Genomic DNA, 26,469 nt, shown 5'->3' with positions numbered 1-26,469 from the left:
GGGCCGCTGCTGCTGAGGCAGTCGCCATGTCATTGGGTTGCGGGAAGGGGTTTCTGTACCGTCATCGGGCCGACGCGCTACCATTCGGGAACGACGCTTGATTACGGAGAGGAAAATGAGTGTTTCGAAGGCGCCTGCGGATCGCAAGGTGATCCTCACGGGTGACCGTCCGACGGGCCCGCTGCATCTGGGCCACTACGTCGGTAGTCTCAAGAACCGTGTTGCGTATCAACACGAGTACAAGCAATTCATTCTGGTCGCCGACGCTCAGGCGCTGACCGACAACACCGACGACGAAGGCAAGGGCCGCGACAAGGTCCATCGCAACGTCTCCGAGGTGGCGCTCGACTATCTGGCCGTCGGCATCGACCCGGACGTCACGACCATCTGCGTGCAGACCTGGCTGCCCGAACTGACCGAACTCACGTTCTACTACCTGAATCTGGTCACGGTCGCGCGTCTGGAGCGCAACCCGACCGTGAAGCAGGAAATCTCCCTGCGCAACTTCGAGCGCGACATTCCGGCCGGTTTCCTAACGTATCCCGTGAGCCAGGCAGCGGACATCACCGCGTTTCGCGCCACGCTCGTCCCCGTGGGCGAAGACCAGTTGCCGATGATCGAGCAGACGAACGAAATCGCACGTCGTCTCAATCGCATGGCCGGTCGCGAGATCCTCACCGAAGCCAAGGCCCTCGTGCCGCCGATCGGGCGTCTGCCGGGCATCGACGGCAAAGCGAAGATGAGCAAGTCGCTCGGCAACGTCATCAACATTTCCTCCTCGCCGGACGAAATCCGCGCGGCCGTGAAGAAGTGCTACACCGACCCGCTGCACCTGAAGGTCGAAGACCCGGGGCATCTGGAAGGCAACGTCGCATTCGCCTATCTCGACGCCTTCGACGAAGACAAGGAAGGCCTGCAAGCGCTCAAGGATCACTACGTGCGCGGCGGTCTGGCCGACTCGAAGGTGAAGGCGCGTCTGGAAGAGCGGCTGCAGGAAATGCTGCGTCCGATGCGCGAGCGTCGCGAGGAATACGCGAAGAATCCCGACTATGTGTGGGACATGCTGCGCGCAGGCACCGAACGCGCCCGCGAGACGGTCTCGCAGACGCTCGACGACGTACGCTCGGTATTCGTCACGCCGGGCTGGAAGAAGTGAGTCACGCGTTGCGCGTCGATAACTGACGTGTGACGCATCGGCCCCCGGAGGATTGGAGATGTCTCCAATGCCCGGGGGCCGTTATTTTTGGTCCATACCTAATGCTGTCTGGCAGCGCTCGATCTCCGCTCGAAAGTCTGCGCGGGATGTCGTGCGCGCGCTTTCTTTGTGTGACGAGTCGCCTCGACTCATCAGGTGCTGAGCCCGTGCTTCGAGTCGGTTAAGTATCTGCAACGCGTAGTCCTGACTCGCAAGAAGCTGCTTGACCTGAGCCATTTGCAGCCGCAGTTGATTGTTGCGGTACGACAGCGTCCCACGTCTGACGATTGAGGCCGCTGTTGGTCCTGCGGTGCCTGGCAGCGAACACGTTGCGTATTGATGAGGAGGCGGGTTCTGGTTGGAAATCTCTGGCATGACGTCGCTTATCCAAAAGGTAAAACGGTGAGTGAAACGGACGGCAGCGTTGCGATCAAACTGACGCGTGTGCCATCGCGTCGTTGAGACGATCGATCTCGCTCATGAGGTCCTTGTGTTTGCCTGCGGCAAGCCCAATCTGGGTGCCGCAATATCTGATCCTTCGATTCATCATTTCCTCTTCGCGCTCGCACACGGCGTCCTGTTGTTCTCTAATTCGCAAGTTCATCGATCCGTAGAGATTCCGCACTTTCACGATGCACGACGACATATCGTCCCAACCTCGATTACGCGGGTAGGCGACAAGGGTGAACACGCTGTTGACGAGACTGAGACCGCTGAGAAGCCCTGACGCGATTTTCAGCGCGACACCGATGATCACGAGTGCCGGAAACATCTGCGGCAGCAATATCGTCGCGACGATGAGCGTGGCCGACAGCACGAAAAGGCCGACAAGAATGGCGATTCTTAGCTTCCATCGACGTCGTTCAGGCGGCATGGCGGCCGAGGCCTGATGCAGCGCGTTGTCGATGATCGGCCGCATCTTGTCCAGCGCGCGTCCTGCCCTTCGAGTGGCAACGGCGAGCCGTTGCGCTTTGATCAGATCCTCGTCTTTTGGCAGATCGCCGGTTGCCGTGTCGTTGCTGTATTGCAGTGACTCGAACGGAATCGGAGCGCTTCGCGCTTCCACACACCGAACGGCGAGTAATGTCGCCAGGATGTCATTCACGGCATGTTCGAAGTGATAGAAGACCGTGAAGGCAGCGGTGGCATTGAGGGTGAGCCCATTGCACGCAGGAAGGGTCTTTTGTGAGCCGATCGTTCGCCATGAGCCCCACGGCACCTGGCGCGAACGGTAGATGCGCGAGATTGCTTTTTCCAGACCTTTGATCAAAGGTTCGACGGCGACGAGACCGTCGCCGTAATGGCGTGAGGCCGCGCTCACGCGCTCGACGAGTGCGTTGATCGGCGCAAATTCCTTCGACAGCGGTACGTCGTCGGCATCGACCTTCACCATGCTCTCGATCTCGTTCCACGCGTTGCTGATCGCGCGTAGCCCGTCGGTAATAGACGTTCGGAGCGTCTCCAGCGAATGCGCTTCACAGGCCTCCTCCAATGACATGACGTTTTGCTGCGTGACGCTGACGATCCAGTCACCGACGAAGGACCGCGAGGCGTTGCTTCTCGTGCTGGACGTCGAAAGCTGGCGCAGGAAGGACGGTGGTATGGACTGCGGTTTGGGCGTCAGAACGATTGTCATGGGGGGACCTTGTTCTTTACGTTTATGAGATGAGACTAGACCCCCAACTTGCGTGCCGCTTTTACTTTTTGCTCTGGTGTCGGGCTGGCGCGTGCGTCGAAAGCAAAAACGCCGCGACATCATGCCCGTCGCGGCGTTTCTTGTTCCTACGAAGCGGTCATGCGATTACGGTTGCTTCGCGACCTTGCCGTCCTTGAAGACCCAGCGAATGGCCTCGCCCTGACCTGTCAGCACATCGATCGATTCGAGCGGATTCCCATCGACGACCAGCACGTCGGCGAGCGCGCCCGGCGCGATCACGCCCAGCTCACCTGCGCGATTCAGAATTTCCGCGCCGATCACCGTTGCCGAGCGCAGCGTGTCGGCTGCGCCCAGCACGTCGGCGCGAATCGTCAGTTCGTCGGACTGATACTTGTGCATGTCGCCGAGCAGGTCCGAGCCGAAGCCCATTTTCACGCCAGCATCACGGTAGATCGCGAGCGATTCGCGACCGGCGCGTTGCACGCTTTCCACCTTGGCGACGGATTCCGGCGGCAGGCCCAGCGATTCACCGTCTTTGGCGAGGGCGTCGTAGGTGACGAGCGTAGGCACCACGTAAGCGCCTTTCTCGGCCATGAGCTTCGCCGTCTCGGCGTCGCACAGATTGCCGTGCTCGATGGTGCGCACGCCGCAACGCACAGCGCGCGCGATGGTCTTCGGCGTGTACGCGTGCGCCATCACGTAAGTCTGTGCCGCTTCCGCTTCCGCTACGGCCGCGCGGATTTCGTCTTCCGAGTACTGCGTGTTGGCGATGGGATCGACCGGCGAAGCAACGCCACCCGATGCCATCAGCTTGATCTGCGTTGCGCCCTTCTGAATCTCTTCGCGCACAGCGAGACGAATCGGGTCGACGCCGTCGACCACGCGGCCGATGGCGCCCGCACGAAACGCGCACGAGCACGGCTCAAGCACGTCGCTGCGCGGACGGAAGTCGCCGTGGCCGCCGGTCTGCGACAACGCCTTGCCCGACGGGAAAATTCGCGGGCCCGGGATCACGCCTTGTTCAATGGCCTGTTGCAGCGCCCAGTCGGCACCGCCTGCGTCGCGCACGGTGGTGAAGCCGCGGTTGAGCATGCCTTGCATGATCGGCAGGGACTTGAGCACGGTCAGCACGTTCGGCTGGCTCGCGTTGGTGCCGAGGTTCGGATGCGAGGCGAGCACGTGCACGTGGCAGTCGATCATGCCGGGCATGACGGTCTTGCCGGTGACGTCGATCACCGTGGCGTCGGCGATGTCGAGCGGCGTGGCGCTCACCGCCGTAATGCGATTGCCAACGATGGCCACATCGTGTCGTTCGAGCAGGCGGCCAGTGGCTGCGTCGAGCACATTGCCGCCGCGAAGCAAAGTAGCGGTCGTAGAGGACATGGGGGAATTCCTTGGAAAAAGCACAAGGCGCGCCGGGTCAGGGCGCGCCTTGTTTAGGGGAAACTCAGACCTTGCCGGTCTTTGGCAGCGGCTTGACGAAGCACGTGCCGACCAGACTGATGGCGGCAGCCACGATCACATAGATCGCCGGGGCCATGTTGCTGCCCGTGCGGGCAATCAGCCACGTGATGATCAGCGCAGCGAAGCCGCCGAAGATCGTCACCGCGAAGTTGTACGCCACCGACAGGCCGGTCGAGAGCACCTTCGCCGGGAACAGCTCGGAGAACGCGGCGAGAATCGGGCCGGTGTAGCAGGCGATCAGCAGGCCGAACACGATCTGGAACGTGAGCAGCGATTGCAGACCCGGCGACACGTTCAGGTACGTGAACATCGGCCAGGCGAGCACCAGAATCAGAAGTGCCGAACCTGTCAGGAAGGGGCGACGGCCGAGACGGTCCGCCAGACGTCCCACGACCGGAGCGAACACGAGGATCATCGCGCCGCCGACCATACCGGCGGTGAAGCCGTTCGACGCGGGCAGATGCAGCACGCGCTGGGCATACGTCGGCATGTAGAACAACAGCACGTAGGTGCAGATCGTCCACAGCACGACCATGGAGAAGCTCGCGAGCGTTTCCTTGGGGTATTGCGAGAAGACGTCGCGCAGCGGCGTGTCGGACTTCTCCGCACTCTGGAACGTCGGCGTTTCTTCGATCTTGTTACGGATGTAGAAACCGACCGGGCCGATCAGCATGCCGACGATGAACGGCACACGCCAGCCCCACGATTCGAGCGACGCCTTGTCGAGTTCGGTCGTCACGAACGTGCCCACGGCCGCACCGAGCAGCACGGCAAAGCCGATGCTCGATTGAATCCATGCCGAGTAGTAAGCGCGTTGATTGGCCGGTGCGTATTCCGTCAGGAATGCCGTTGCACCGCCCATTTCACCGCCAGCGGAGAAGCCTTGCAGCAAACGGGCCAACACGATGATGAGCGGTGCGGCGAGCCCGATCTGGTCGTACGTCGGCGCCAGACCGATCATGGCCGTGCCCGCTGCCATCAACAGGATGGTGAGCGAGAGCGCGGCTTTGCGGCCCACGCGGTCGGAGTAGATGCCGAGCACGATGCCGCCGACCGGGCGCATGAAGAAGCCCACGCCGAAGGTGGCCACGGCCAGCAGGAACGACGAGAGGTCGTCGCCCGTAGGGAAGAACTGCTTCGCGATGATCGCAGCGAAGAAGCTATAGACGGTGAAGTCGAACCATTCAAGCCCGTTGCCGATCACCGTCGCCACGATCGCGTGACGGCGCTGGCGGGCCAGGTTGTCTTGAGGCACTGCGTAGGTCGCCTGCATCTGGGTCTCCCGGAGGATGGGTGGCGTCCGTTGCGTGTCTTGCTGTCACGTCATGCCGGTAATACGCCTGCTTTTTTGTCGGATCACGTTCGTTCGCAGGCAATGGGAATTCCATGCCGCTACCGGACGTGCGCGGATAAGACAGAAAGTAGTTCAGACAAAATGACAGGCAAAACGATAATTCTGCATGTTGCCATGCGTGTAGCGCATGGCAACTTTTCTAAACACGCGTAACCCCTATGATGGGAAACGAGTTTCTGAGTAGATCCAGTTGCGGAAAATTCGTGCTGCGGCATGCTCATGGCGCTCGGCAGGCCATACGAGGTAGTAGCCGCCACCCAGGCTGGCCGATGCGTCGCACGCAGGGACGAGCAGACCGGCGTCGAGACATGGGTCGATCATGTGACGCCAGCCCATCACGAGTCCGCCGCCTTCGATAGCCATCTGCACGAGCAGCGGGTAGTAATTGGCGCTCACCATGCGCGGGAATTTCGGCGCATTCACGCCTTGCAGCTCGAACCAGTCGGGCCACGACATCCACTTGCGCTGACCGTCTTCGATGAAGAGCAACGTTTCGCTCACGAGATCGGCGGGGGTGAGCTGGCGTCCGTCGAGATAGCTTGGGGAGCAGACGGGGAAGACTTCCTCGTCGAACAGACGGCGTCCGGCGAAATCGGGCGGCAGGTCGTTACGCACGTAGTACACACCGAGATCGAATTCGGACGCGGACAGCGACGTGATGCCGTCCTTCACGATCACGCGAATCTTGACGTCGGGGTGGGCTGCGCGAAAGCGCATGAGTTGCGGCGTCATCCAGAGCACGGCCACGCCGGACGAACACGCGACCGTGAGTTCCAGATCGCCGCGTCGTTTCATGAGGTCGGCCGTGGCTTCGGCGCATTCGCCGAGCAGACGCTGAATCTGCTCGGCGTAGCGTTGTCCGGCCACCGTCAGCCGCAGCGTGCGATGTTCGCGTGTGAACAGCGCGCGCCCGAGAAACTCTTCGAGCTGCGCGATCTGCCGGCTCACGGCGCTTTGCGTGAGGTTGAGTTCCGCAGCGGCCCGGGTGAAGTTCGCATGCCGCACGGCGGCATCGAACGCAATCAGACAGTGCAGCGGCGGCAGGGGCGAAATCGGCATGCGCGGTGACGGTTAATGCTGGGTACGGGTCGGGAGCGGGGAAGGAGGCTTAACGCTTGCCGACCATCTGCTCCGGGCGAACCCAGGCGTCGAACTGCTCGGCCGTGACGTGGCCCAACGCGAGGGCAGATGCCTTGAGCGTCGTGCCTTCCTTGTGTGCCTTCTTCGCGATCTGCGCGGCCTTGTCGTAACCGATGTGCGGGTTGAGCGCGGTCACGAGCATGAGCGACTCTTCGAGCAGCGTGCCGATGCGTTCGCGATTCGGCTCGATCCCGATCGCGCAGTTATCGTTGAAGCTGACCGCACCGTCGGCGAGCACGCGCACGCTTTGCAGGAAGTTGTGGATGAGCATCGGCTTGAACACGTTCAGCTCGAAGTTACCCATCGAACCGCCGATATTGATCGCGACGTCGTTGCCCAGCACCTGACAGCACAGCATCGTCATGGCTTCGCATTGTGTCGGGTTGACCTTGCCCGGCATGATCGAGCTGCCCGGTTCGTTTTCCGGAATCTGCAACTCGCCGATGCCGCAACGCGGGCCGCTGGCCAGCCAGCGCACGTCGTTGGCGATCTTCATGAAGCTGGCGGCCAGCGTCTTGAGCGTGCCGTGGGCGTTGACGATGGCGTCGTTGGCTGCCAGCGCTTCGAACTTGTTCGGTGCGGTGACGAACGGCAGGCCGGTGTCGCGGGCGAGCGCGTCGGCCACTTTCTTCGCGAATTCGGGGTGCGCGTTCAAGCCCGTGCCGACGGCGGTGCCGCCGAGGGCGAGTTCGGCGACGTGGGGCAGCGCGTTGTCGACGTGCTTCAGGCCGTGGTCGATCTGCGCCACCCAGCCGGAGATTTCCTGACCGAGCGTGAGCGGCGTGGCGTCCTGCAAATGCGTGCGGCCGATCTTGACGATGTCGTCGTAGGCGCGCGCTTTTGCGTGCAGCGTGTCGCGCAGCTGGCCCACGCTGGGCTTGAGGTGGTTCACGAGGGCGTCGAGGGCGGCCACGCTCATGGCGGTCGGGAAGACGTCGTTCGACGACTGGCCCTTGTTCACGTCATCGTTCGGATGCACGACGCGCTCTTCGCCACGCACGCCGCCGAGCAGTTCGCTGGCGCGGTTCGCGAGCACTTCGTTCATGTTCATGTTCGACTGCGTGCCCGAGCCGGTCTGCCACACGGCGAGCGGGAATTCGTCGTCATGCTTGCCGTCGACGACTTCGTCGGCAGCCTTGATGATTGCGTCGGCCTTCTTTGCGTCCAGCACGCCCAGATCCTTGTTGACCTCGGCTGCCGCGCGCTTCACACGAGCGAGCGCGCGCACGAGTTCACGCGGCATTTTCTCGGTGGAAATCTTGAAGTTTTGCAACGAGCGCTGGGTTTGCGCACCCCACAGACGGTCGGCAGGCACGGCAATTTCGCCGAAGGTATCGCGTTCCATTCGCACATCAGACATGATCGACTCCTCGAAGAGAGAATTAAATTCTAGAGCTTTAGAAAGGATCCGGCATGGCAGGCCGTTGGGGGACGTGCCATGTCGTGGGAATGAATTGCGGGGAGATGGGCCTTTTCGAATGTCTTGAGCGTGAAGGCCTGAGCAGGCATGGATTATGCGCCGGAATTGCGAAGCGAGGGTGTCGCGAGACGGGGTGAAATGCGTGCGTTCTGGCCCGAAAGTCGGCTCAGGCCCACACCGCCGTGACCAGTTGCAGTGCAGCGGCAATGGCGGGCTCCTCGCGCCGCGAGGCGAGGGTGACGAACGTGAGTTCCGTGGGCACCGACACGCTGTCGGCGATCACCAGGCCGTGCGCACGCGCCTCGCGCAGCGCGATCGAGTCGCGCACCAGCGACAGACCGATGCCCGACTTCACCAGATCGAGCATCGACGGCTCCTGATCCACTTCCGCCACTTTGACGGGCGATACCCCGGCTTCGCCGAAGACCGCCGACAGCAGACGGTTATGCGCCGATTCGGGCGGTGTCCAGATCCACGGCAGGGCGGCGAGTTCGCGCCAGCCGCGCCGGGACACACGTTCGCGCCAGCCAGCGGGTGCCAGCACCTGATAGGAGAAGGGTGTGAGGGTAATCGCGTGAAAGCGCGTCGGGTCGGGACTGCCGATATAGAAGCCGACGTCCAGCTCGCTGCGCTCAAGCCGTTGCAGCACGTCGCCCGACATGCTGTGGCGCAGGGCCGTCTCGATCTGCGGATACGACTCCACCAGACGTTTGAGAAACGCGCCCAGACGCGTGAATTCGGGATCGAGGATGGTGCCGATGCGCAGGCGTCCGCGCACGGTATCGCGCAGCGCACCGGCGGCCTGTTGAAGGTCGGTCAGCGCCGTCAGCATGCGCTCGGCGAGCGGCAGCAGCGCCTGACCGTCCCGCGTGAGCGCCAGCCCCTGCGCGGTACGCGTGAAGAGGGTGAGTCGCAGCGTCTCTTGCAGGGCCTTCACCTGAAGGCTCACGGCGGGCTGCGTCAGATGCAGACGTTGGGCGGCACGCGTGAGATTGCCCTCACGGGCGATGGCGACAAAGGCGCGAAGATGAGCGAGTTCCATGGAGGGAGGACGAAAGCAGGCATTTCACCGGGGCAATATAAGCGGATCTTATATTGCTTTTGATTTTTTCTCATTGGATTGCCGCCCCTCGCGGCAGTACGCTTGGGGCTACTCGTGGCGCTGAGCAGGGAAACACCAGCGCCGATGCCTTGAAATCCACAGGAAACGAACATGAGCAACGCTGATATTCCGACCGTCCAGCACTTCATCGGTGGCCAACGTGTGGCGGGTGAGGGCGAGCGCTTCGCCGACGTCTTCAATCCGGCCGAGGGGGCGGTGAGCGCCCGCGTGGCGCTGGCCAGCGTGAAGGACGTGAATGCGGCGGTGGCGGCGGCGAAAGCGGCGCTGCCGTCGTGGTCGGAAACGGCACCGCTCAAGCGCGCCCGTGTGCTGTTCAAGTTCAAGGCACTGCTCGACGAGCATCAGGACGAGCTCGCCCGCATCATTACCCGCGAACACGGCAAGGTGTTCTCCGACGCGCGCGGCGAAGTCACGCGCGGCATCGAGATTGTCGAGTACGCCTGCGGGGCGCCGAATTTGCTGATGGGCAAGCACAGCGACAACATCGGCGGCGGCATCGACAACTGGCATCTGCGTCAGCCGGTCGGCGTCTGCGCGGGGATCACGCCGTTCAACTTCCCGGTGATGGTGCCGATGTGGATGTTCCCGATCGCACTCGCCTGCGGCAATACGTTCGTGCTCAAGCCCTCGGAGCGCGATCCGTCGGCGAGTCTGCTGATTGCCGACCTGCTGCGCGAAGCCGGGCTGCCGGACGGCGTGTTCAACGTGGTGCAGGGTGACAAGGTCGCCGTGGACGCGCTGCTCGATCACCCGGACGTCGAAGCCCTGTCGTTCGTCGGGTCGACGCCGATAGCCGAGTACATCTATACGGAAGGCACGCGACGCGGCAAGCGCGTGCAGGCGCTGGGCGGCGCGAAGAACCATCTCGTGGTGATGCCCGACGCGAATCTCGATCAGGCCGTCGATGCGCTGATCGGCGCGGCCTACGGCTCGGCGGGCGAGCGCTGCATGGCGATCTCGGTGGCGGTCGCGGTGGGGCAGGTGGCAGATCGTCTCGTCGACGCGCTGGTGCCGCGCGTGAAGGCGCTGCGCGTCGGGCCGGGCGCGGACGACGCGTCGGAGATGGGCCCGGTCGTGACCGCCGCCCACAAGGCGAAGATCGAGGGCTATATTGCGGAAGGTGTGAGTGCCGGGGCGACGCTGCTGGTTGACGGTCGCGGCCTGCAAGTCCCGGGGCACGCGCAGGGCTTCTTCCTTGGCGGCACGCTGTTCGATCATGTGACGACCGAGATGACGATCTATCGCGACGAAATCTTCGGGCCGGTGCTGGCCGTTGTGCGCGTGCCCGATCTGGCCTCGGCCATCGAGCTGATCAACGCCCACGAGTTCGGCAACGGCGTATCGTGTTTCACGAGCGACGGTGGCGTGGCACGCGCGTTCTCGCGTCAGGTGAAGATCGGCATGGTGGGCATCAATGTGCCGATTCCGGTGCCGATGGCGTGGCAGTCGTTCGGCGGATGGAAGCGTTCGCTGTTCGGCGATCATCACGCTTATGGCGAAGAGGGCATTCGCTTCTACACGCGCTTCAAGAGCGTGATGCAGCGCTGGCCCGACAGCATCGGTAAGGGCGCGGAGTTCACGATGCCGGTGGCGAAGTAAATCGCGACGCGGCAAACAACACAACGACAAAAATGAACCCGGTGAGGGTGGCGGCAGTCCACCCCACTCGGGTGCCGCACCAGTGTCGGCACCGCACTATGGCGAGTGCCGCGCCAACGACGGAGACATGCGGGAATGAGCAAGCAGACGGACAAGCATAGCGACAAGCAGGAGCGCTTCGATTACATCATCGTCGGGGCCGGGTCAGCGGGCTGTGTGCTGGCGAACCGTCTCACGCAAGACCCGGACGTCACCGTGCTGCTGCTCGAAGCTGGCGGGAAGGACGACTATCACTGGATTCACATCCCCGTCGGCTATCTCTACTGCATCGGTAACCCGCGCACGGACTGGCTGTATCGCACGCAAGAGGAGGCCGGGCTGAACGGTCGCTCGCTTGCCTATCCACGCGGGCGGGTGCTGGGTGGCAGTTCGTCGATCAACGGCATGATCTACATGCGCGGTCAGCGTGAAGATTACGACGTGTGGGCCGATGCGACCGGCGACGAGGGCTGGCGCTGGGACAACGTGCTGCCGCTGTTCAAGCGCAGCGAAGATCACTACAACGGAAACTCCGAGTTTCACGGCAGCGGTGGCGAATGGCGCGTCGAGAAGCAGCGGCTGTCATGGCGCGTGCTCGATTCGTTCGCCGATGCTGCCGAGCAGATCGGCATTCCCAAAACCGATGACTTCAATCGCGGCGACAACTTCGGCATCGGCTACTTCGAAGTGAATCAGCGGCGCGGTGTGCGCTGGAGTGCGGCGAAGGGGTTTTTGCGACCGGCGTCGCAACGTCCGAATCTGACGGTGATTACCGGCGCGAGCGTGAGCCGTCTGACGTTCGACGGCACGCGCTGCACGGGTGTCGCATATCGCGGTGGCAATGAAGACTTCGTGGCGCTGGCGAACGTCGAGACGATTCTCGCGGCGGGCGCAGTGAATTCGCCGCATCTGCTCGAAGTGTCCGGCATTGGCGACGGTGAACGGTTGCGCAATCTCGGCATCGATGTCGTGTCGCATGTGCCCGCTGTCGGCGAGAACTTGCAGGACCATCTGCAATTGCGCACCGTGTACAAACTGCGCGGCGCGAAGACGCTCAACCTCACCGCGAACAGTCTGCTGGGCAAACTGTCGATCGGCATGCAATACGCGTTCACGCAGCGTGGGCCGATGAGCATGGCGCCGTCGCAGCTCGGTGCGTTTGCGCGCAGTCGCGAAGACGTGACGCGTCCCGATCTGGAGTATCACGTCCAGCCGCTGTCGCTGGAGAAGTTCGGCGAGCCGCTGCACAAGTTCAACGCGTTCACGGCGTCAGTGTGCAATCTGCGACCGACGTCGCGCGGCCACGTGCATCTCACGTCGCCCGATGCGCGCGTGGCACCGAACATCGCGCCGCAATATCTCTCGACGGAAGCGGACTTGCGAGTCGCCGCCGACGCCATCAAGCTCACGCGCCGCATTGTGGGCGCGCCGGCGTTCGCCCGTTACGAGCCGCGGGAGTATCTGCCGGGACCGTCGTACCAGAGCGACGACGACCTGAAGCGCGCCGCGGGCGACATCGGTACGACAATCTTTCATCCGGTCGGCACGTGTCGCATGGGGCGTCACGACGACCCCGACGCAGTCGTCGATCCGCAGTTGCGTGTGCGCGGCGTACAGGGGTTGCGTGTGGTGGATGCGTCCGTCATGCCGACGATCACGTCAGGTAACACCAACTCGCCGACGATCATGATCGCGGAGCGCGCCAGCGACATGATTCGCGCTGCGCGTAAGGTTGGCGTCAGGTAACGGCTTTTCCCTCGGTTTTACAAAACTTACGTAGTAATACCTAATGTCGCGCAATATCGATGAGTGCCCGGTGCGGTATCTCATCGATATTCGCTATCGCCTGCACATTTGCATGTGCCGCAAAAGCCTTGTCGCACAAGGGCGGTGCATCGTCTCGTCCCATGTGACCGAACGTTCTGCAACGCGTGTGAGCATGCGCGTTTCGAGGGGTGCGAAGCTAAGTGCAAATCCCAATGATCGCGTTGCAGCAAACCACACACAATAACGTTTCCCTATGAGTGATCGAACCAAGAATTCGGCGCTTCCTTTGGGACGCGGGGCACTTTGCCGGCGACGCCAACCATAGCGTTACCCGCCTGCCTTGCGGTTGTCACAGACGATGGTGTCTGAAGCGCGCACGACGTTTCGCACCGCCAACCAGGAATGTGGCAGGAGACATGGCGAACAACGATTACATTCTCGAAACCCGCGGGCTCACCAAAGAGTTCCGTGGCTTCACCGCCGTGAACGGGGTCGACCTGCGCGTCGCGCGCGGCACCATTCATGCGCTGATCGGGCCGAACGGTGCAGGCAAGACCACCTGCTTCAACCTGCTCACGAAATTCCTTGTGCCCAGTGCTGGCTCCATCACCTTCAACGGGGAAGACATCACCCGTGAAGCGCCTGCGCAAATCGCACGACGCGGCATCATCCGCTCGTTCCAGATCTCTGCCGTGTTCCCGCACCTCACCGTGCTCGAGAACGTGCGCATCGGTCTGCAACGCAATCTCGGCACGGCGTTCCACTTCTGGAGCAGCAGTCGTACGCTGCGCCAGCTCGACGCGCGTGCCATGGAGTTGCTCGCGGAAGTCGGCCTCACTGAATTCGCCCATACGCTCACCGTGGAGTTGCCGTACGGCCGCAAACGCGCGCTCGAAATCGCCACCACACTTGCTATGGAACCCGAACTAATGTTGCTCGACGAACCCACGCAAGGCATGGGTCACGAAGACGTCGATCGCGTCACGGCACTCATCAAGAAAGTGTCGGCCGGACGCACGATTCTGATGGTGGAGCACAACATGAACGTGATTGCGGGCATCTCCGACACCATCACCGTGCTTCAGCGCGGCGAGGTGCTCGCCGAAGGGCCGTATCACGAAGTCTCGAAGAATCCGCAGGTGATGGAAGCCTACATGGGCACGGCGGACGGCGAAATGCAGGGAGCCCACGGGTGAGGACGGCTATGTACGGTAACGGCGGCAACAACCAGGGTGGCAAGAGCGGCGGCAACGTGCCCGCACTGGAAGTCGAAGGGCTTCAGGCGTGGTACGGCGAGTCGCACATCCTGCACGGTGTGGACCTGACGGTCGGGCGTGGCGAAGTCGTCACGCTGCTTGGCCGCAACGGGGCCGGGCGCACCACGACGCTGCGCGCAATCATGGGCCTGACCGGTCAGCGTCAGGGATCGATTCGCATTGCCGGTGAAGAAACGATTCATCTGCCGACGTATAAGGTCGCGCATCACGGCGTGGGGTATTGCCCTGAAGAGCGCGGCATTTTCGCGAGCTTGTCGTGTGAGGAAAACCTGCTGCTGCCGCCGTATATCGGCATGAGTGGCAATCGTCGCGACGATGGCGGGCGCGGCATGTCGCTCGACGAGATCTACGACATGTTCCCGAACCTGAAAGAGCGCCGTCACAGTCAGGGCACGCGCCTGTCGGGTGGCGAACAACAGATGCTCGCGGTGGCGCGCATTCTGCGCACGGGTGCGAATCTGTTGTTGCTCGACGAGATTTCCGAAGGCCTCGCGCCGGTGATCGTGCAGACGCTTGCGCGCATGATCACCACGCTCAAAGCGCGTGGCTACACCATCGTGATGGTGGAACAGAATTTCCGTTTTGCGGCTCCGCTGGCCGATCGCTTCTATGTCATGGAGCACGGCAAGATCGTGGAGCGCTTCGGCGCTCCGGAGCTGGAGACGAAGATGCCGGTGCTGCACGAGTTGTTGGGCGTATGAGGTGAGCTACCCGGCGTGTACGCGTGCCGGGCGATGGACCCAGGCGATCAAATCCACGAAGGAGACGAAGATGACGATGCGGATGAAGGCGTTGGCCGTTGCGGCTGCGTTTGGTTTTGCGGCAATGGCCTCGCAGGCCCACGCCGATGGCAACACGGTGAAGATCGGTTTCATTACCGATATGTCGGGTCTGTACACCGACATCGACGGACAGGGCGGCGCGGAAGCCATCAAGATGGCCATCGCCGACTTCGGCGGCAAGGTCCTCGGCAAGCCGGTCGAACTGGTCACGGCCGACCACCAGAACAAGGCGGACGTCGCGGCGTCGAAGGCGCGCGAATGGTTCGACCGTGGTGGCGTGGACATGCTCATCGGCGGCACCAACTCGGGCACCGGCCTGGCGATGAACAAGGTCTCCGCCGAGAAGAAGAAGGTCTACATCAACGTGGGCGCAGGCTCCGATGCACTGACCAACGACCAGTGCCAGCCGTACGGCGTGCACTACGCGTACGACACCGTCGCGCTCGCACGCGGCACGGGTTCGGCCGTGGTGAAGGCGGGCGGCAAGTCGTGGTTCTTCCTGACCGCCGACTATGCCTTCGGCCACGCGCTGGAGAAGTCCACGTCCGACGTGGTGAAGGCCAACGGCGGCACGGTGGTGGGGCAGGTGCGTCACCCGCTGTCCGCTTCGGACTTCTCGTCGTACCTGTTGCAGGCGCAGGCGTCCAAGGCGCAGGTGCTGGGTCTGGCGAACGCCGGTGGCGACACCATCAACGCGATCAAGGCGGCGAAGGAATTCGGTATCAAGGGCAAGATGCAGATCGCCGGTCTGCTCGTGTTCATCAACGATATTCACTCGCTCGGTCTGGATAACACCGAAGGCATGTACCTGACCGACAGCTGGTACTGGGACAAGGACGCCAAGTCGCGTGAATTCGCCAAGCGCTACTTCAGCAAGATGAAGAAGATGCCGTCGAGCCTGCAAGCAGGCGACTACTCGGCCACGATGACGTACCTCAAGGCCGTTCAGGCCGCCGGTACGACGGATGCCGACAAGGTCATGGAGCAGTTGCACAAGATCAAGATCGACGACATGTTCAGCAAGGGCTACATCCGGAAGGACGGCACGATGGTCCATGACATGTACCTGATGCAAGTGAAGTCGAAGAAGGAATCGAAGGAGCCGTGGGACTACTACAAGGTAGTCGCGACGATCCCGGGCGAGAAGGCCTTCACCACCGAAGCCGAATCGACCTGCAAGCTGAAGTAAGCGCAGCACTTCTTTAGTAAGCGATGCACGGATAGCGACGGGACGCGTGTCCCGTCGCGACCTTTCTCCAAGGTTTCTCCCAGAGAATCGATTTCGATGGACTTTCTAGGCATCCCCCTGCCGGCGCTGTTGAGCCAACTGCTGCTGGGACTGGTGAACGGCTCGTTTTACGCCATGCTGAGTCTCGGCCTGGCGGTGATTTTCGGTCTGCTCAACGTGATCAACTTCGCGCACGGCGCGTTGTTCATGCTGGGGGCCATGCTCGCCTGGATGGGCGGCAACTATCTCGGCCTCAATTACTGGGTCATGCTGATCCTCGCCCCCGTCGTGGTGGGCATCATCGGCATCGTGATCGAGCGCACCATGCTGCGCTGGATCTACAAGCTCGATCATCTTTACGGGCTGCTGCTGACGTTCGGCATCACGCTCGTGCTCGAAGGCGTGTTCCGCTCGATATACGGTGTGTCCGGGCAGCCGTTCGATGCGCCCGACGCGCTGTCCGGTGCGACCAACCTCGGCTTCATGTTCATGCCGAACTATCGCGCGTGGGTGGTGGTGGCATCGCTCATCGTCTGCTTCGCGACGTGGTTCATCATCGAGAAGACGAAGATCGGCGCGTATCTGCGCGCGGGTACGGAGAACCCGAAGCTCGTGGAAGCGTTCGGCGTGAACGTGCCCCTCATGATCACGCTGACGTACGGCTTCGGCGTGGCGCTGGCGGCGTTCGCCGGTGTGCTCGCCGCGCCCGTCATTCAGATCTCGCCGCTCATGGGCCAGTCGATGATCATCACCGTGTTCGCGGTGGTGGTGATCGGCGGAATGGGCTCCATCATGGGCTCGATCGTCACCGGGCTGATGCTCGGCGTGATCGAAGGCTTCACCAAGGTGTTCTACCCGGAAGCGTCGGCGACCGTGGTGTTCTTCATCATGGTGATCGTGTTGCTGCTGCGCCCTGCGGGGCTGTTCGGCAAACAAAAGTAAGGGACGAAACCATGCAACAACAGATGCAACAACGCGTGCTGTATTCCCTGCTGCTGTTGGCGCTGATCGTCGCGCCGTTTGTCGGCGCGTATCCGGTCTTCGTCATGAAGGTGCTGTGCTTCGCACTGTTCGCCGCCGCCTTCAACTTGCTGCTCGGCTTCACGGGCCTTCTGTCGTTCGGTCACGCTGCGTTCTTCGGTAGCGCCGGTTATGTGACGGGCTATGCGATTCGCAACCTCGGCTTTACGCCGGAGATCGGCATTCTTGCGGGCGTGGTGGCGGGGGCGGTGCTGGGGCTGGTGATCGGCTTGCTGGCGATCCGGCGGCAGGGCATCTACTTCGCCATGATCACGCTGGCGCTCGCGCAGATGCTTTACTTCTTCTGTCTGCAAGCGCCGTTTACCGGCGGGGAAGACGGCCTGCAAGGCGTGCCGCGCGGTTCGCTCTTCGGTCTGCTGCCGCTCGACTCGGATCTCACGCTGTACTACGTGGTGCTCGCGATTTGCGCGCTGGGTTTCTTGCTGATCATGCGCATCGTGCACTCGCCGTTCGGTCAGGTGCTCAAGGCGATCAAGGAGAACGAGCCCCGCGCGATCTCGCTGGGTTACGACGTCGACCGCTTCAAGCTGCTGGCGTTCGTGCTGTCGGCCACACTCGCTGCGCTCGCCGGTTCGACCAAGACGGTGGTGCTGGGCTTCGAGACCCTCACCGACGTTCACTGGACGATGTCGGGCATGGTGATTCTGATGACGCTGGTGGGCGGGCTCGGCACGATGCTCGGGCCGGTGGTGGGGGCGGTAGTGATCATCGTGCTCGAGAACAAGCTCGGCGATATCGGCAACTGGCTCGCGACGGCGACCGGCGTGACGTGGTTTCAGACGCTCGGCGAATCCGTGACCATCGTGATCGGTGCGATCTTCATCATCTGCGTGCTGGCGTTCCGACGCGGTCTCGTGGGCGAGTTTATTGCGCGCAGCCGGTTCTTCCGGTCGATGTCGCAGGCGTCGTGAGTGCGTGGTAAGTGCGTGGTAAGTGCGTAAATTGAGCGATTCGTGGAAGCTGGAATGTCGGCGGATGCACCTGTGTGGCGCGTCCGCTCGTCACTCTGGCGCACGAATGTCAGAAAAAACCTAATTCGTAGGGGTAAATGCTGACTTGTGGTGCATTGGGTGCTCCTTTATTCTCTCCCTCAGTTCGCGTCACAGCAGGATATAGGGGCGAGGAACGAGGAGACAACAAGCGCGATAACGCGCACCGCCAAAAAAGAAAGCGCTGTCGGAGAAGACTCCGACAGCGCTTTTTATATTGTGCTTCACCTTCCGCATGGCGCCGCATTGCGCTGTGCCAGGCCTTCGTCAGCCATGCCATATTCAACGGTCATGACGCTTTCTCGCGCGGCTCTCGCGCACTGCATTACATTTTTTGCGGGTTTTGCCGCACCCCATCCGCAATTTCAGCCGTCTTTACGCCACATTGCGAGAATTGCACCGATTTCTACCGCAATAAGTACGCGCAATGCGGAATAAAGACGCTATGCTCGGCGTTTTCGTCCGGCTGGCTTCCAGTTGCGCAGCGACTGAGGTGTTGTGTATGGGGAATGTATGTTGATGGGTTGGTCGCTGACCGATTTGCTGATGCTCGCTGGCGGGGCGTTTCTCGCAGGGCTGGTCGATGCCGTGGTCGGTGGCGGCGGCCTCATCTCGGTGCCGACGCTCTTCGCCGTTTTCCCCAATGCTGCACCGCCGCTGCTGTTCGGCACCAACAAGATGGCTGGCATCTGGGGCACGGCCTCGGCGGCAATGCGCTACTCGCGCGGTATCGAGCTGCGCTGGGCCCTTGTGTTGCCTGCCACTGTCGCAGCGTTCGTCTTCTCGTTCTGCGGCGCCTACGCTGTCACCCATGTCCCGGCCGACATTCTGCGCAAGGTGCTGCCGTTCGTGCTGGTTGCCGTGGCGATCTACACCCTGCGCAAGAAGGATTTCGGGACGGTCCACGCGCCTGTGAAGGGCGGGGCAGGGGTGACGCTCATGGCGATCGCCGTGGGCGGCGTCATCGGCTTCTACGACGGTTTCTTCGGCCCCGGTGCGGGCAGCTTTCTGGTGTTTCTGTTTGTGCGGCTGTTCGGGCAGGACTTCGTGAATGCGTCGGCGTCTTCGAAGATCGTGAACGTCGCGACGAATCTGGCCGCGCTGCTGCTGTTCGGCATGAGCGGGCATGTACTGTGGCTGGTCGGCGCGGGCATGGCGATCATGAACGTGGTGGGCAGTCTGGTGGGCAGCCGCCTCGCGCTCAAGCACGGTGTTGGCTTCGTGCGGCGCATGTTTCTGGGCGTGCTTGCGGTGCTGATCGTGAAAACGGGCTACGACGCGTTTTTGCGCGGCTAGTGGCAAAACCGCTGTGGCAGATGCCACAGGTGGGGAAACCGCACTTTACGAAACGGCATCCGTGCCCGTAAGATGGGCGACAATTTCCCGACTGCGCGGTCGGTTAATGTCAAAAAAATGCGTCAAAAATCGAATTCGAAATTTTTGTGAGGAGACCCAAATGAAACTGAAGTTGCTGTGCATGGCATCGGCCATGATGCTCGTCGCGGGCGTGGCGAACGCTCAGGTGAAGATTGGCGTGTCGCTGTCGGCGACCGGTCCGGCGGCTTCGCTGGGCATTCCCGAGAAGAACACGATCGCTCTGATGCCCAAGACGATTGCTGGCCAGACGGTGCAGTACATCGTGCTCGACGATGCGACCGACACCACGACCGCCGTCAAGAATATGCGCAAGCTGATCAGCGAAGACCACGTCGACGCCGTGCTCGGCTCGACTGTCACGCCGAACTCGCTGGCCATGGTCGACGTCGCAGCCGAAACGCAGACTCCGATGATCTCGATGGCCGCCGGTGCTGCCATCGTCGAGCCGGTCGACGCGAAGCGCACGTGGGCCTTCAAGACCCCGCAGAACGACATTCTGATGGCCACCGCTATCGCCAAGCACATGGCCGATCACGGTGTGAAGACCGCAGCGTTTATCGGCTTTGCTGATGCGTACGGCGAAGGCTGGTACAAGGAATTCCAGAAGGCTGCCGATCTGAACAAGATCAAGGTCGTGGCGAACGAGCGCTTTAACCGTGCCGACACGTCGGTGACCGGTCAGGCCCTCAAGGTCATGGGCGCGAACCCGGATGCCGTGCTGATCGCTGGTTCGGGCACGCCGGCAGCACTGCCGCAGCGCACGCTCAAGGAGCGCGGCTACAAGGGCAAGCTGTATCAGACCCACGGTGTGGCGAACAACGACTTCCTGCGCGTTTGCGGCAAGGACTGCGAAGGCACGTATCTGCCGGCCGGTCCGCTGCTCGTCGTCGAGCAACTGCCGAACGACAACCCGGTGAAGAAGTCGGCGGCCGCGTACAAGGCTGCTTATGAAAAGGCGTATGGCGCCGGTTCGATCTCGACCTTCGGCGGTCACGCCTGGGACGGCGGCCTGCTGCTGCAAGCCACGATTCCGGTGGCACTGAAGAAGGCCAAGCCGGGCACGCCGGAGTTCCGCGCAGCCCTGCGCGAGGCGCTGGAGAACGTGAAGGACATGCCGGGCACGGCAGGCATCTTCAACATGAGCAAGAACGACCACAACGGTTTGGATCAGCGCTCGCGTGTGATGGTGCAAATCGTCGATGGCAAGTGGAAATTGGCGAACTGATGCGCATCGGGGCTGCCTATAGCATGCAGGCATGCCCCGCTGTTCCATCGGAAACATCTGCGGTAAAAGTGCCCGGTTTGACCAGCCGGGCCTAAAGAACGGGCGTTCGCGCCCGTTTTTTTTGAGCGTGGTAGTTTCGCGCATCGCAAAGAGACGGCAGGACATGCATTTGCGAGCGGCACATGAGAGGCCGCATTGTCCCAACCTGATCGCCGCAGCCGGGGGGCTGAACGGCCGATCCTTTCGAGCGTAAATCCATGACGGGTGAATTCGAACACCGCAACCTATCCCTGTTGTTGCTGCAATCGCGTGAAGCGGTAATGGGCCTGTTCCGGCCGTTACTCAATTGCTACGACATCACGGAACAACAATGGCGTGTCATACGCGCCGTCAACGATAGCGAATCCGGGGAAATGGAGATCGGGCAGGTGGCGCGCGAGTGCTGCATTCTCAGCCCGAGCCTGTCGGGCATGCTCGAACGCATGGAGGCGTCGGGTCTGATCATGCGCCGTCGCGTGGCGGCGGATCAGCGTCGCGTGATGGTCTCGCTGACGCCATCGAGCCGGGCGCTGTGCAAGAAGCTCGGCCCGCTGGTCGAGGAGCGCTACCGCTATCTGGAAGACAAAGTGGGACGTGACACGCTCGCCGAGATCTACCGGCTGATGGATGTCGTGCGCGAAGCCCTGCCGCCGGAGGTGCTGGCCGACGCGCCGTCGTTGCCGACCAAGCCCCGCCGACGTCGAAAAACGGGTTGAGATGTCGTCATCTCAGTAGTCACCCGGGTTTTACCAATGCATAACGGTTTATACAATTCATAATTCGCTGCGCTGCGACACGGGGATCGTGCGGGGTGCGCCGAAGTTGAAGGGGAACGGGGTGGCAGCGCGCTGCACCGTGCATCACACCGGCTGTCTCGCCAGCCGGTTCAAGAAGTACTCAAACGAAGTGAGAGGAGCATGGATCTTTCGATTGCAGCCATCCTGGCGCAGGACGGCATCACCACGGGTGCGATTTATGCCTTGCTGGCATTGGCGCTCGTGTTGGTGTTCTCCGTCACCCGCGTCATCTTCATTCCGCAGGGCGAGTTCGTGTCGTACGGCGCGCTCACGCTCGCGGCCATCCAGACCCAGAAGTTTCCGCTGACGAGCTGGCTGCTCGTGGCGATGGGCATTTGCACGTTCATCGTGGAGACGGCAAGCGTCTTGCGTCACAGTGAGCGGCGCAAGCTGGCGGGCCGCCTGGTGCCGGTGTTCGCGGGTAAATATCTCGTGTTTCCGATCGCCGTGTTCTTCGTGGTCAAGGCGATCTCGCCGATGACCTTGCCGATGCTCGTGCAGATTGCCGTCACGCTGTTGCTGGTTGTGCCGATGGGGCCGATGCTCTATCGCCTGGCTTATCAGCCGCTGGCGGAGGCGAGCACGCTGTTGCTGCTGATCGTCTCGGTCGGCGTGCACTTTGCGCTCACGGGCCTGGGACTGGTGATGTTCGGTGCCGAGGGTTCGCGCACGCAGGCGTTCTCGGACGCGAGCTTCAACATTGGCTCGGTGATGGTGTCCGGACAGAGTCTGTGGGTGGTGGGCGTGTCGGTCGTGATGATTCTGGCGCTGTACTTCTACTTCGACCGTTCGCTGTCGGGCAAGGCGTTGCGCGCGACGGCCGTGAACCGTCTGGGCGCGCGTCTGGTGGGCATCGGCACGGTGCAGGCTGGCCGACTGGCGTTCACGCTGGCGGCGGTGCTGGGTGTGCTGTGCGGCATTCTGATCGCACCGATCACGACCATCTATTACGAATCGGGCTTCCTGATCGGGCTGAAGGGCTTCGTGGGCGCGATTATCGGCGGTCTGGTGAGTTACCCGGTCGCGGCGCTCGGCGCCATTCTCGTGGGCCTGCTGGAGTCGTATTCGTCGTTCTGGGCGAGTGCGTACAAGGAGGTCATCGTCTTCACGCTGATTCTTCCGGTGCTGCTGTGGCTGTCGCTCACGAGCAAGCACGTTGAAGAAGACGAGGAATAAGCCGGGGCGGACCACAGAATGAAAAACAAATACTTCCTGATTTTCCTGGTGCTGCTGGCGGTGTTGCCGGTACTGCCAGCGCCGGTGCGTTTGCCTGAATACTGGGTGACGCTGCTTAACTACATCGGCTTGTACAGCATTGTCGCCATCGGTCTCGTGTTGCTCACGGGCGTGGCGGGCATGACCTCGTTCGGACAGGCGGCGTTCGTCGGTCTGGGTGCCTACGCGACGGCGTATCTGACGACGGCTTACGGCGCATCGCCGTGGCTCGGTCTGATCGTCGGCGTGGCGATTACGGCGGCTGCGGCGCTGGTCATCGGTGCGATCACGATGCGTCTGTCGGGCCACTTCCTGCCGCTGGGCACGATCGCCTGGGGTCTGGCGCTGTATTACCTGTTCGGCAACCTGGAGTTCTTGGGCAAGTACGACGGCCTGAACGACATTCCGACGATCAACCTGTTCGGCCTGGAGCTGGCGAGCGGGCGTCAGATGTACTACCTGATCTGGATCGTGGTGGTGCTGGCGGTGGTGTCGATCAAGAACCTGCTGGATTCGCGTCCGGGCCGTGCGATTCGCGCGCTCAAGGGCGGTGGCGTGATGGCCGAAGCGATGGGCGTGAACACGGCGTGGATGAAGGTGGTCGTGTTCGTCTACGCGGCGGTACTCGCTGCGATTTCGGGCTGGCTGTACGCGCACTTGCAGCGTGCCGTGAACCCGACGCCGTTCAACCTGAACCACGGCATCGAGTATCTGTTCATGGCGGTGGTCGGCGGCGTGTCCCACGTGTGGGGTGCGGTGCTGGGTGCGGCGATTCTGACGGTGCTCAAGGACTACCTGCAGAACATTCTGCCGGTGCTGCTGGGCGCGAACGGCAACTTCGAAACCATCGTCTTCGGCATCTTGCTGGTGTTGTTGCTGCAATATGCGCGCGATGGCGTGTGGCCGTTCTTCGGGAAGATCTTCCCGGCCCGACGTGTCGCGAAGGCGCCTGAGCAGGCTGAGCCGTTGGGACACCGTCCCAAGCCAGCAGTCGGCGAGGTGGTGCTCAAGCTTGAGAAGGCACGCAAGGAGTTTGGCGGCCTGGTTGCGGTGAACGACGTGTCGTTCGAAGTGAAGGCGGGCGAGATCGTCGGCCTGATCGGTCCGAACGGTGCGGGCAAGTCGACGACGTTCAACCTGGTGACCGGTGTATTGCAGGCAACGCGTGGCGAGATTTCGTTCCTCGGCGAGCGCATCGACCGTCTGCCGTCGCGTGAGATCGTCAAGCGCGGTATCGGCCGGACCTTCCAGCACGTGCGTCTGATGCCGCACATGAGCGTGCTCGAGAACGTCGCTATCGGCGCGTATCTGCGCGACAAGAACGGCCTGCGTCGTCGTCCGCAGGGTGGCGTGTGGTCGAGCGTGCTGCGTCTGGATCGTCACGAAGAAGCGATGCTGCTGCACGAAGCCAAGCAGCAGATCGAGCGTGTGGGTCTTGGTGCGCACATGTACGACGAGGCGGGCAGTCTGGCGCTGGGTCAGCAACGTATTCTGGAAATCGCGCGTGCACTGGCGTGCGATCCGACGCTGCTGTTGCTCGACGAACCGGCTGCGGGCCTGCGCTACAAGGAAAAGCAGGCGCTGGGCGATCTGCTCAAGAAGCTCAAGGACGAGGGCATGAGCGTGTTGCTGGTCGAGCACGACATGGACTTCGTGATGAATCTGACCGATCACCTGGTGGTGATGGAGTTCGGCACCAAGATCGCCGAGGGGCTGCCGGAAGACGTGCAGAAGAACCCGGCGGTGCTCGAAGCGTACCTGGGAGGAGTGGAGTGATGGCCGACGCAATTCTGGAGGTTAAGGACCTCGCCGTCGCATACGGCAAAGTCGAGGCGGTGCATGGTGCGCATCTTCGTGTCGGGGCGGGGCAGATCGTCACCGTGATCGGTCCGAACGGTGCGGGCAAGTCGTCGATGCTCAACGCGATCATGGGCGCACTGCCGCACAACGGGTCGAGCAAGGGCAGCGTGGCCTATCTCGGTCAGGAGATGTCGGCGCTGACGATTGAGGCCCGTGTGTCGCGCGGCATGTGTCTGGTGCCGGAGAAGCGTGAGCTGTTCTCGACGATGACCGTTGAGGACAATCTGCTGCTCGGCGCTTACCGTCGCAAGAAGGCGGGGGAGAAGAACTTCCTCGATCAGATGGACGTGGTCTATGAGCTTTTTCCGCGTCTGAAGGAGCGTCGCGTGCAGCAGGCGGGGACGCTGTCGGGCGGGGAGCGTCAGATGCTTGCGGTGGGCCGTGCGTTGATGGCCAAGCCGCAATTGCTGATGCTGGATGAGCCTAGCCTGGGTCTGGCGCCGCTGATCGTGAAGGAAATCTTTCACATCATCAACGACTTGCGTAAGACGGGCGTTGCCACGCTGCTGATCGAGCAGAACGCACGCGCGGCGTTGCAGGTCGCCGATTACGCCTACGTGATTGAGACGGGCGAGCTGGCCCTTGAAGGACCGGCGCAGGAGCTGGCTACCAATCCCAAGGTGATTGAGACGTATCTGGGGCTGGCTAAAAAGGCTGCCTGACGGTCGTTTGCTGTCGGTATGTAGTTCGACATACGTTGAGAAGGCCCGCCGGTTTAGCGGGCCTTTTTCGTTTCTGGCGCGGGCGATGGGGTGTTCGCTTTAGCCGGAGATGCAATCTGAACGGTCGTTCGATGGCACTATCCGTCCCTAATTTTTTTGGTCGACACCGGGGCTTCGCGTCAAACCATGCTAAGTCACTTATTCACAGTTGCTTGTGGATATGTGTGGGTAACTCAAATCTATGGCGCACTGCCGCAATAAGGGGTTGCGAGATTTTCTCGAAATTCTTGTGGAATTCGCTGTTGAGGTTATCCACAGAAAAGCAAATTCCTACGGCGGATTTTTGTGTTTGGCGCCCGGATGTGGATAACGCGGATAAATGATCGCTGCCAAGACGGCGGTGGTGTTTGCTTTCAGCTTTGTTTGGCTATTTTCGGTTCTTGGTTTCACGTGGAACGAGGGTGGGGTTGGGGGGGGGTCTTAACACCACGTCCCGCTAAGACGGTGCCGTTCTCCCTCATTTCCGGGCAGTGGGGATCGACGGTACTCGGCTGTGCTCCACTTGAAAGTCGCTTCGCCAGAGTACCGTCGATCCCCACCTCTCATATTCCCGGAGACTTCGTCTCGGTTCGGCCTTTCGGCTAAATGTGGCGAAGTGGGGTGACACGTGGAGTTCGCTCCATACAAGTAGGATGCATGCCTTTCTGAAAACCGTCGGGTGCTATCGCGGCATTGTTCTTGTTGGCCTCCGGGCAGTGGGGATCGGAGGCACTCGGCTGTGCTCCACCTGAAAGTCGCTTCGCCAGAGCGCCCCCGATCCCCACCCCTCAATCTCCCGATCATTCTTTGACTACGGTTGTCGCTGACACTAGCTTGGTCGGCGTAATCTCTTCGCTTCCGATCTGGAAGTTGTGCTCGCCACCGTTAGACGAACCGCTTGGTGCTATGACCGTGTCGCCCTCAAACGCTTCCGGGCAGTGGGGATCGGAGGCACTCGGCTGTGCTCCACCTGAAAGTCGCTTCGCCAGAGTGCCCCCAATCCCCACCCCTCAATTGCCCGACTCCACCCTCACGTGCTCATGCGAAGTTGGTTTCACGTGGAACGGTGTTGCTTTGGATGAGAGGCGCCAGTTGTCTGGTTTGAATGTCACTAGGCAAATGTCATGGGTCAGCTAGCCCTCACGGCGTGTAAAGGAGAAAGGGCAGAGGTGGTGGTTCG

General features: G+C 61.8%; 20 protein-coding genes. 14 read left to right on the top strand and 6 right to left on the bottom strand.

Annotation, left to right across the window (positions count from 1 at the left end; genetic code table 11):
* Positions 1–115: 115 nt before the first annotated feature.
* Complete coding sequence (trpS, locus tag PCO31010_RS07515) at positions 116–1,156, top strand: tryptophan--tRNA ligase (protein ID WP_039394173.1); 1,041 nt, start codon at positions 116–118, stop codon at positions 1,154–1,156.
* Between the two features lie 469 nt (positions 1,157–1,625).
* Here the strand turns inward: trpS and PCO31010_RS07510 are convergent, their stop codons facing one another.
* The 6 genes from PCO31010_RS07510 to PCO31010_RS07485 form a co-directional block, all read right to left on the bottom strand.
* Entirely contained in the window at positions 1,626–2,954 is a 1,329-nt protein-coding gene (locus PCO31010_RS07510; protein ID WP_150663712.1) for a hypothetical protein, read from the bottom strand.
* Positions 2,955–2,996: 42 nt separating this feature from the next.
* Positions 2,997–4,235: a metal-dependent hydrolase family protein gene (locus PCO31010_RS07505; RefSeq protein WP_150663711.1), complete on the bottom strand. Its 1,239-nt coding sequence runs from the start codon at positions 4,233–4,235 to the stop codon at positions 2,997–2,999.
* A gap of 64 nt (positions 4,236–4,299) precedes the next feature.
* On the bottom strand, positions 4,300–5,589 hold the full coding sequence (locus tag PCO31010_RS07500) for an MFS transporter (RefSeq protein ID WP_150663710.1): 1,290 nt from the start codon (positions 5,587–5,589) through the stop codon (positions 4,300–4,302).
* A gap of 237 nt (positions 5,590–5,826) precedes the next feature.
* Positions 5,827–6,729, bottom strand: a complete 903-nt coding sequence (locus PCO31010_RS07495) for a LysR substrate-binding domain-containing protein (protein ID WP_039394163.1) — start codon at positions 6,727–6,729, stop codon at positions 5,827–5,829.
* 49 nt (positions 6,730–6,778) lie between these two features.
* Positions 6,779–8,173, bottom strand: coding sequence for a class II fumarate hydratase (gene fumC, locus PCO31010_RS07490; RefSeq protein ID WP_150664174.1), 1,395 nt, complete (start codon positions 8,171–8,173; stop codon positions 6,779–6,781).
* 223 nt (positions 8,174–8,396) lie between these two features.
* Positions 8,397–9,272 (bottom strand): LysR family transcriptional regulator, encoded by an 876-nt coding sequence (locus tag PCO31010_RS07485; RefSeq protein WP_150663709.1) that lies wholly within the window; start codon positions 9,270–9,272, stop codon positions 8,397–8,399.
* Positions 9,273–9,443: 171 nt separating this feature from the next.
* On the opposite strand from PCO31010_RS07485, the gene PCO31010_RS07480 reads away from it, so the two are divergent.
* From PCO31010_RS07480 to PCO31010_RS07420, 13 genes are all read left to right on the top strand, one after another.
* Positions 9,444–10,952 (top strand): CoA-acylating methylmalonate-semialdehyde dehydrogenase, encoded by a 1,509-nt coding sequence (locus PCO31010_RS07480; protein ID WP_150663708.1) that lies wholly within the window; start codon positions 9,444–9,446, stop codon positions 10,950–10,952.
* Positions 10,953–11,087: 135 nt separating this feature from the next.
* The gene (locus PCO31010_RS07475; RefSeq protein WP_150663707.1) at positions 11,088–12,737 is read left to right on the top strand and encodes a GMC family oxidoreductase; all 1,650 of its coding nucleotides are present in this window, start codon (positions 11,088–11,090) and stop codon (positions 12,735–12,737) included.
* Positions 12,738–13,174: 437 nt separating this feature from the next.
* Complete coding sequence (locus tag PCO31010_RS07470; protein ID WP_046290222.1) at positions 13,175–13,954, top strand: ABC transporter ATP-binding protein; 780 nt, start codon at positions 13,175–13,177, stop codon at positions 13,952–13,954.
* Between the two features lie 8 nt (positions 13,955–13,962).
* The gene (locus tag PCO31010_RS07465) at positions 13,963–14,736 is read left to right on the top strand and encodes an ABC transporter ATP-binding protein (protein ID WP_150663706.1); all 774 of its coding nucleotides are present in this window, start codon (positions 13,963–13,965) and stop codon (positions 14,734–14,736) included.
* A gap of 76 nt (positions 14,737–14,812) precedes the next feature.
* A complete protein-coding gene (locus PCO31010_RS07460) occupies positions 14,813–16,006 on the top strand; it encodes an ABC transporter substrate-binding protein (protein ID WP_150664173.1) in 1,194 nt (397 codons plus the stop codon).
* Positions 16,007–16,102: 96 nt separating this feature from the next.
* Entirely contained in the window at positions 16,103–16,987 is an 885-nt protein-coding gene (locus tag PCO31010_RS07455; protein ID WP_039394146.1) for a branched-chain amino acid ABC transporter permease, read from the top strand.
* Positions 16,988–17,010: 23 nt separating this feature from the next.
* Positions 17,011–17,997, top strand: coding sequence for a branched-chain amino acid ABC transporter permease (locus PCO31010_RS07450; protein ID WP_174984589.1), 987 nt, complete (start codon positions 17,011–17,013; stop codon positions 17,995–17,997).
* 591 nt (positions 17,998–18,588) lie between these two features.
* Positions 18,589–19,371 (top strand): sulfite exporter TauE/SafE family protein, encoded by a 783-nt coding sequence (locus tag PCO31010_RS07445; RefSeq protein ID WP_150663704.1) that lies wholly within the window; start codon positions 18,589–18,591, stop codon positions 19,369–19,371.
* Between the two features lie 160 nt (positions 19,372–19,531).
* Positions 19,532–20,677 (top strand): ABC transporter substrate-binding protein, encoded by a 1,146-nt coding sequence (locus PCO31010_RS07440; RefSeq protein WP_150663703.1) that lies wholly within the window; start codon positions 19,532–19,534, stop codon positions 20,675–20,677.
* Positions 20,678–20,934: 257 nt separating this feature from the next.
* The gene (hpaR, locus tag PCO31010_RS07435) at positions 20,935–21,432 is read left to right on the top strand and encodes a homoprotocatechuate degradation operon regulator HpaR (RefSeq protein WP_039394138.1); all 498 of its coding nucleotides are present in this window, start codon (positions 20,935–20,937) and stop codon (positions 21,430–21,432) included.
* Between the two features lie 201 nt (positions 21,433–21,633).
* Positions 21,634–22,689 carry a branched-chain amino acid ABC transporter permease gene (locus PCO31010_RS07430; RefSeq protein WP_150663702.1) on the top strand — a complete coding sequence of 352 codons (1,056 nt, stop codon included), beginning with the start codon at positions 21,634–21,636 and terminating at the stop codon, positions 22,687–22,689.
* Between the two features lie 18 nt (positions 22,690–22,707).
* Complete coding sequence (locus PCO31010_RS07425; protein ID WP_150663701.1) at positions 22,708–24,504, top strand: branched-chain amino acid ABC transporter ATP-binding protein/permease; 1,797 nt, start codon at positions 22,708–22,710, stop codon at positions 24,502–24,504.
* Complete coding sequence (locus PCO31010_RS07420; RefSeq protein WP_039394132.1) at positions 24,504–25,250, top strand: ABC transporter ATP-binding protein; 747 nt, start codon at positions 24,504–24,506, stop codon at positions 25,248–25,250. The genes PCO31010_RS07425 and PCO31010_RS07420 overlap by 1 nt, the downstream gene beginning before the upstream one ends.
* Positions 25,251–26,469: the final 1,219 nt, after the last annotated feature.

Source organism: Pandoraea commovens, from assembly GCF_902459615.1.
Classification (GTDB): domain Bacteria; phylum Pseudomonadota; class Gammaproteobacteria; order Burkholderiales; family Burkholderiaceae; genus Pandoraea; species Pandoraea commovens.
Note: the sequence above shows the minus strand (reverse complement) of the source record. Positions and strands in the feature narration are given on the sequence as shown.

Bases quoted from the DNA above. Each gene is read 5' to 3' on its own strand.
- trpS (WP_039394173.1), top strand. From the start codon at position 116: ATGAGTGTTTCGAAGGCGCCTGCGGATCGCAAGGTGATCCTCACGGGT.
- PCO31010_RS07510 (WP_150663712.1), bottom strand. From the start codon at position 2,954: ATGATGTCGCGGCGTTTTTGCTTTCGACGCACGCGCCAGCCCGACACC.
- PCO31010_RS07505 (WP_150663711.1), bottom strand. From the start codon at position 4,235: ATGTCCTCTACGACCGCTACTTTGCTTCGCGGCGGCAATGTGCTCGAC.
- PCO31010_RS07500 (WP_150663710.1), bottom strand. From the start codon at position 5,589: ATGCAGGCGACCTACGCAGTGCCTCAAGACAACCTGGCCCGCCAGCGC.
- PCO31010_RS07495 (WP_039394163.1), bottom strand. From the start codon at position 6,729: ATGCCGATTTCGCCCCTGCCGCCGCTGCACTGTCTGATTGCGTTCGAT.
- PCO31010_RS07485 (WP_150663709.1), bottom strand. From the start codon at position 9,272: ATGGAACTCGCTCATCTTCGCGCCTTTGTCGCCATCGCCCGTGAGGGC.
- PCO31010_RS07480 (WP_150663708.1), top strand. From the start codon at position 9,444: ATGAGCAACGCTGATATTCCGACCGTCCAGCACTTCATCGGTGGCCAA.
- PCO31010_RS07475 (WP_150663707.1), top strand. From the start codon at position 11,088: ATGAGCAAGCAGACGGACAAGCATAGCGACAAGCAGGAGCGCTTCGAT.
- PCO31010_RS07470 (WP_046290222.1), top strand. From the start codon at position 13,175: ATGGCGAACAACGATTACATTCTCGAAACCCGCGGGCTCACCAAAGAG.
- PCO31010_RS07465 (WP_150663706.1), top strand. From the start codon at position 13,963: ATGTACGGTAACGGCGGCAACAACCAGGGTGGCAAGAGCGGCGGCAAC.
- PCO31010_RS07460 (WP_150664173.1), top strand. From the start codon at position 14,813: ATGCGGATGAAGGCGTTGGCCGTTGCGGCTGCGTTTGGTTTTGCGGCA.
- PCO31010_RS07455 (WP_039394146.1), top strand. From the start codon at position 16,103: ATGGACTTTCTAGGCATCCCCCTGCCGGCGCTGTTGAGCCAACTGCTG.
- PCO31010_RS07450 (WP_174984589.1), top strand. From the start codon at position 17,011: ATGCAACAACGCGTGCTGTATTCCCTGCTGCTGTTGGCGCTGATCGTC.
- PCO31010_RS07445 (WP_150663704.1), top strand. From the start codon at position 18,589: ATGTTGATGGGTTGGTCGCTGACCGATTTGCTGATGCTCGCTGGCGGG.
- PCO31010_RS07440 (WP_150663703.1), top strand. From the start codon at position 19,532: ATGAAACTGAAGTTGCTGTGCATGGCATCGGCCATGATGCTCGTCGCG.
- hpaR (WP_039394138.1), top strand. From the start codon at position 20,935: ATGACGGGTGAATTCGAACACCGCAACCTATCCCTGTTGTTGCTGCAA.
- PCO31010_RS07430 (WP_150663702.1), top strand. From the start codon at position 21,634: ATGGATCTTTCGATTGCAGCCATCCTGGCGCAGGACGGCATCACCACG.
- PCO31010_RS07425 (WP_150663701.1), top strand. From the start codon at position 22,708: ATGAAAAACAAATACTTCCTGATTTTCCTGGTGCTGCTGGCGGTGTTG.
- PCO31010_RS07420 (WP_039394132.1), top strand. From the start codon at position 24,504: ATGGCCGACGCAATTCTGGAGGTTAAGGACCTCGCCGTCGCATACGGC.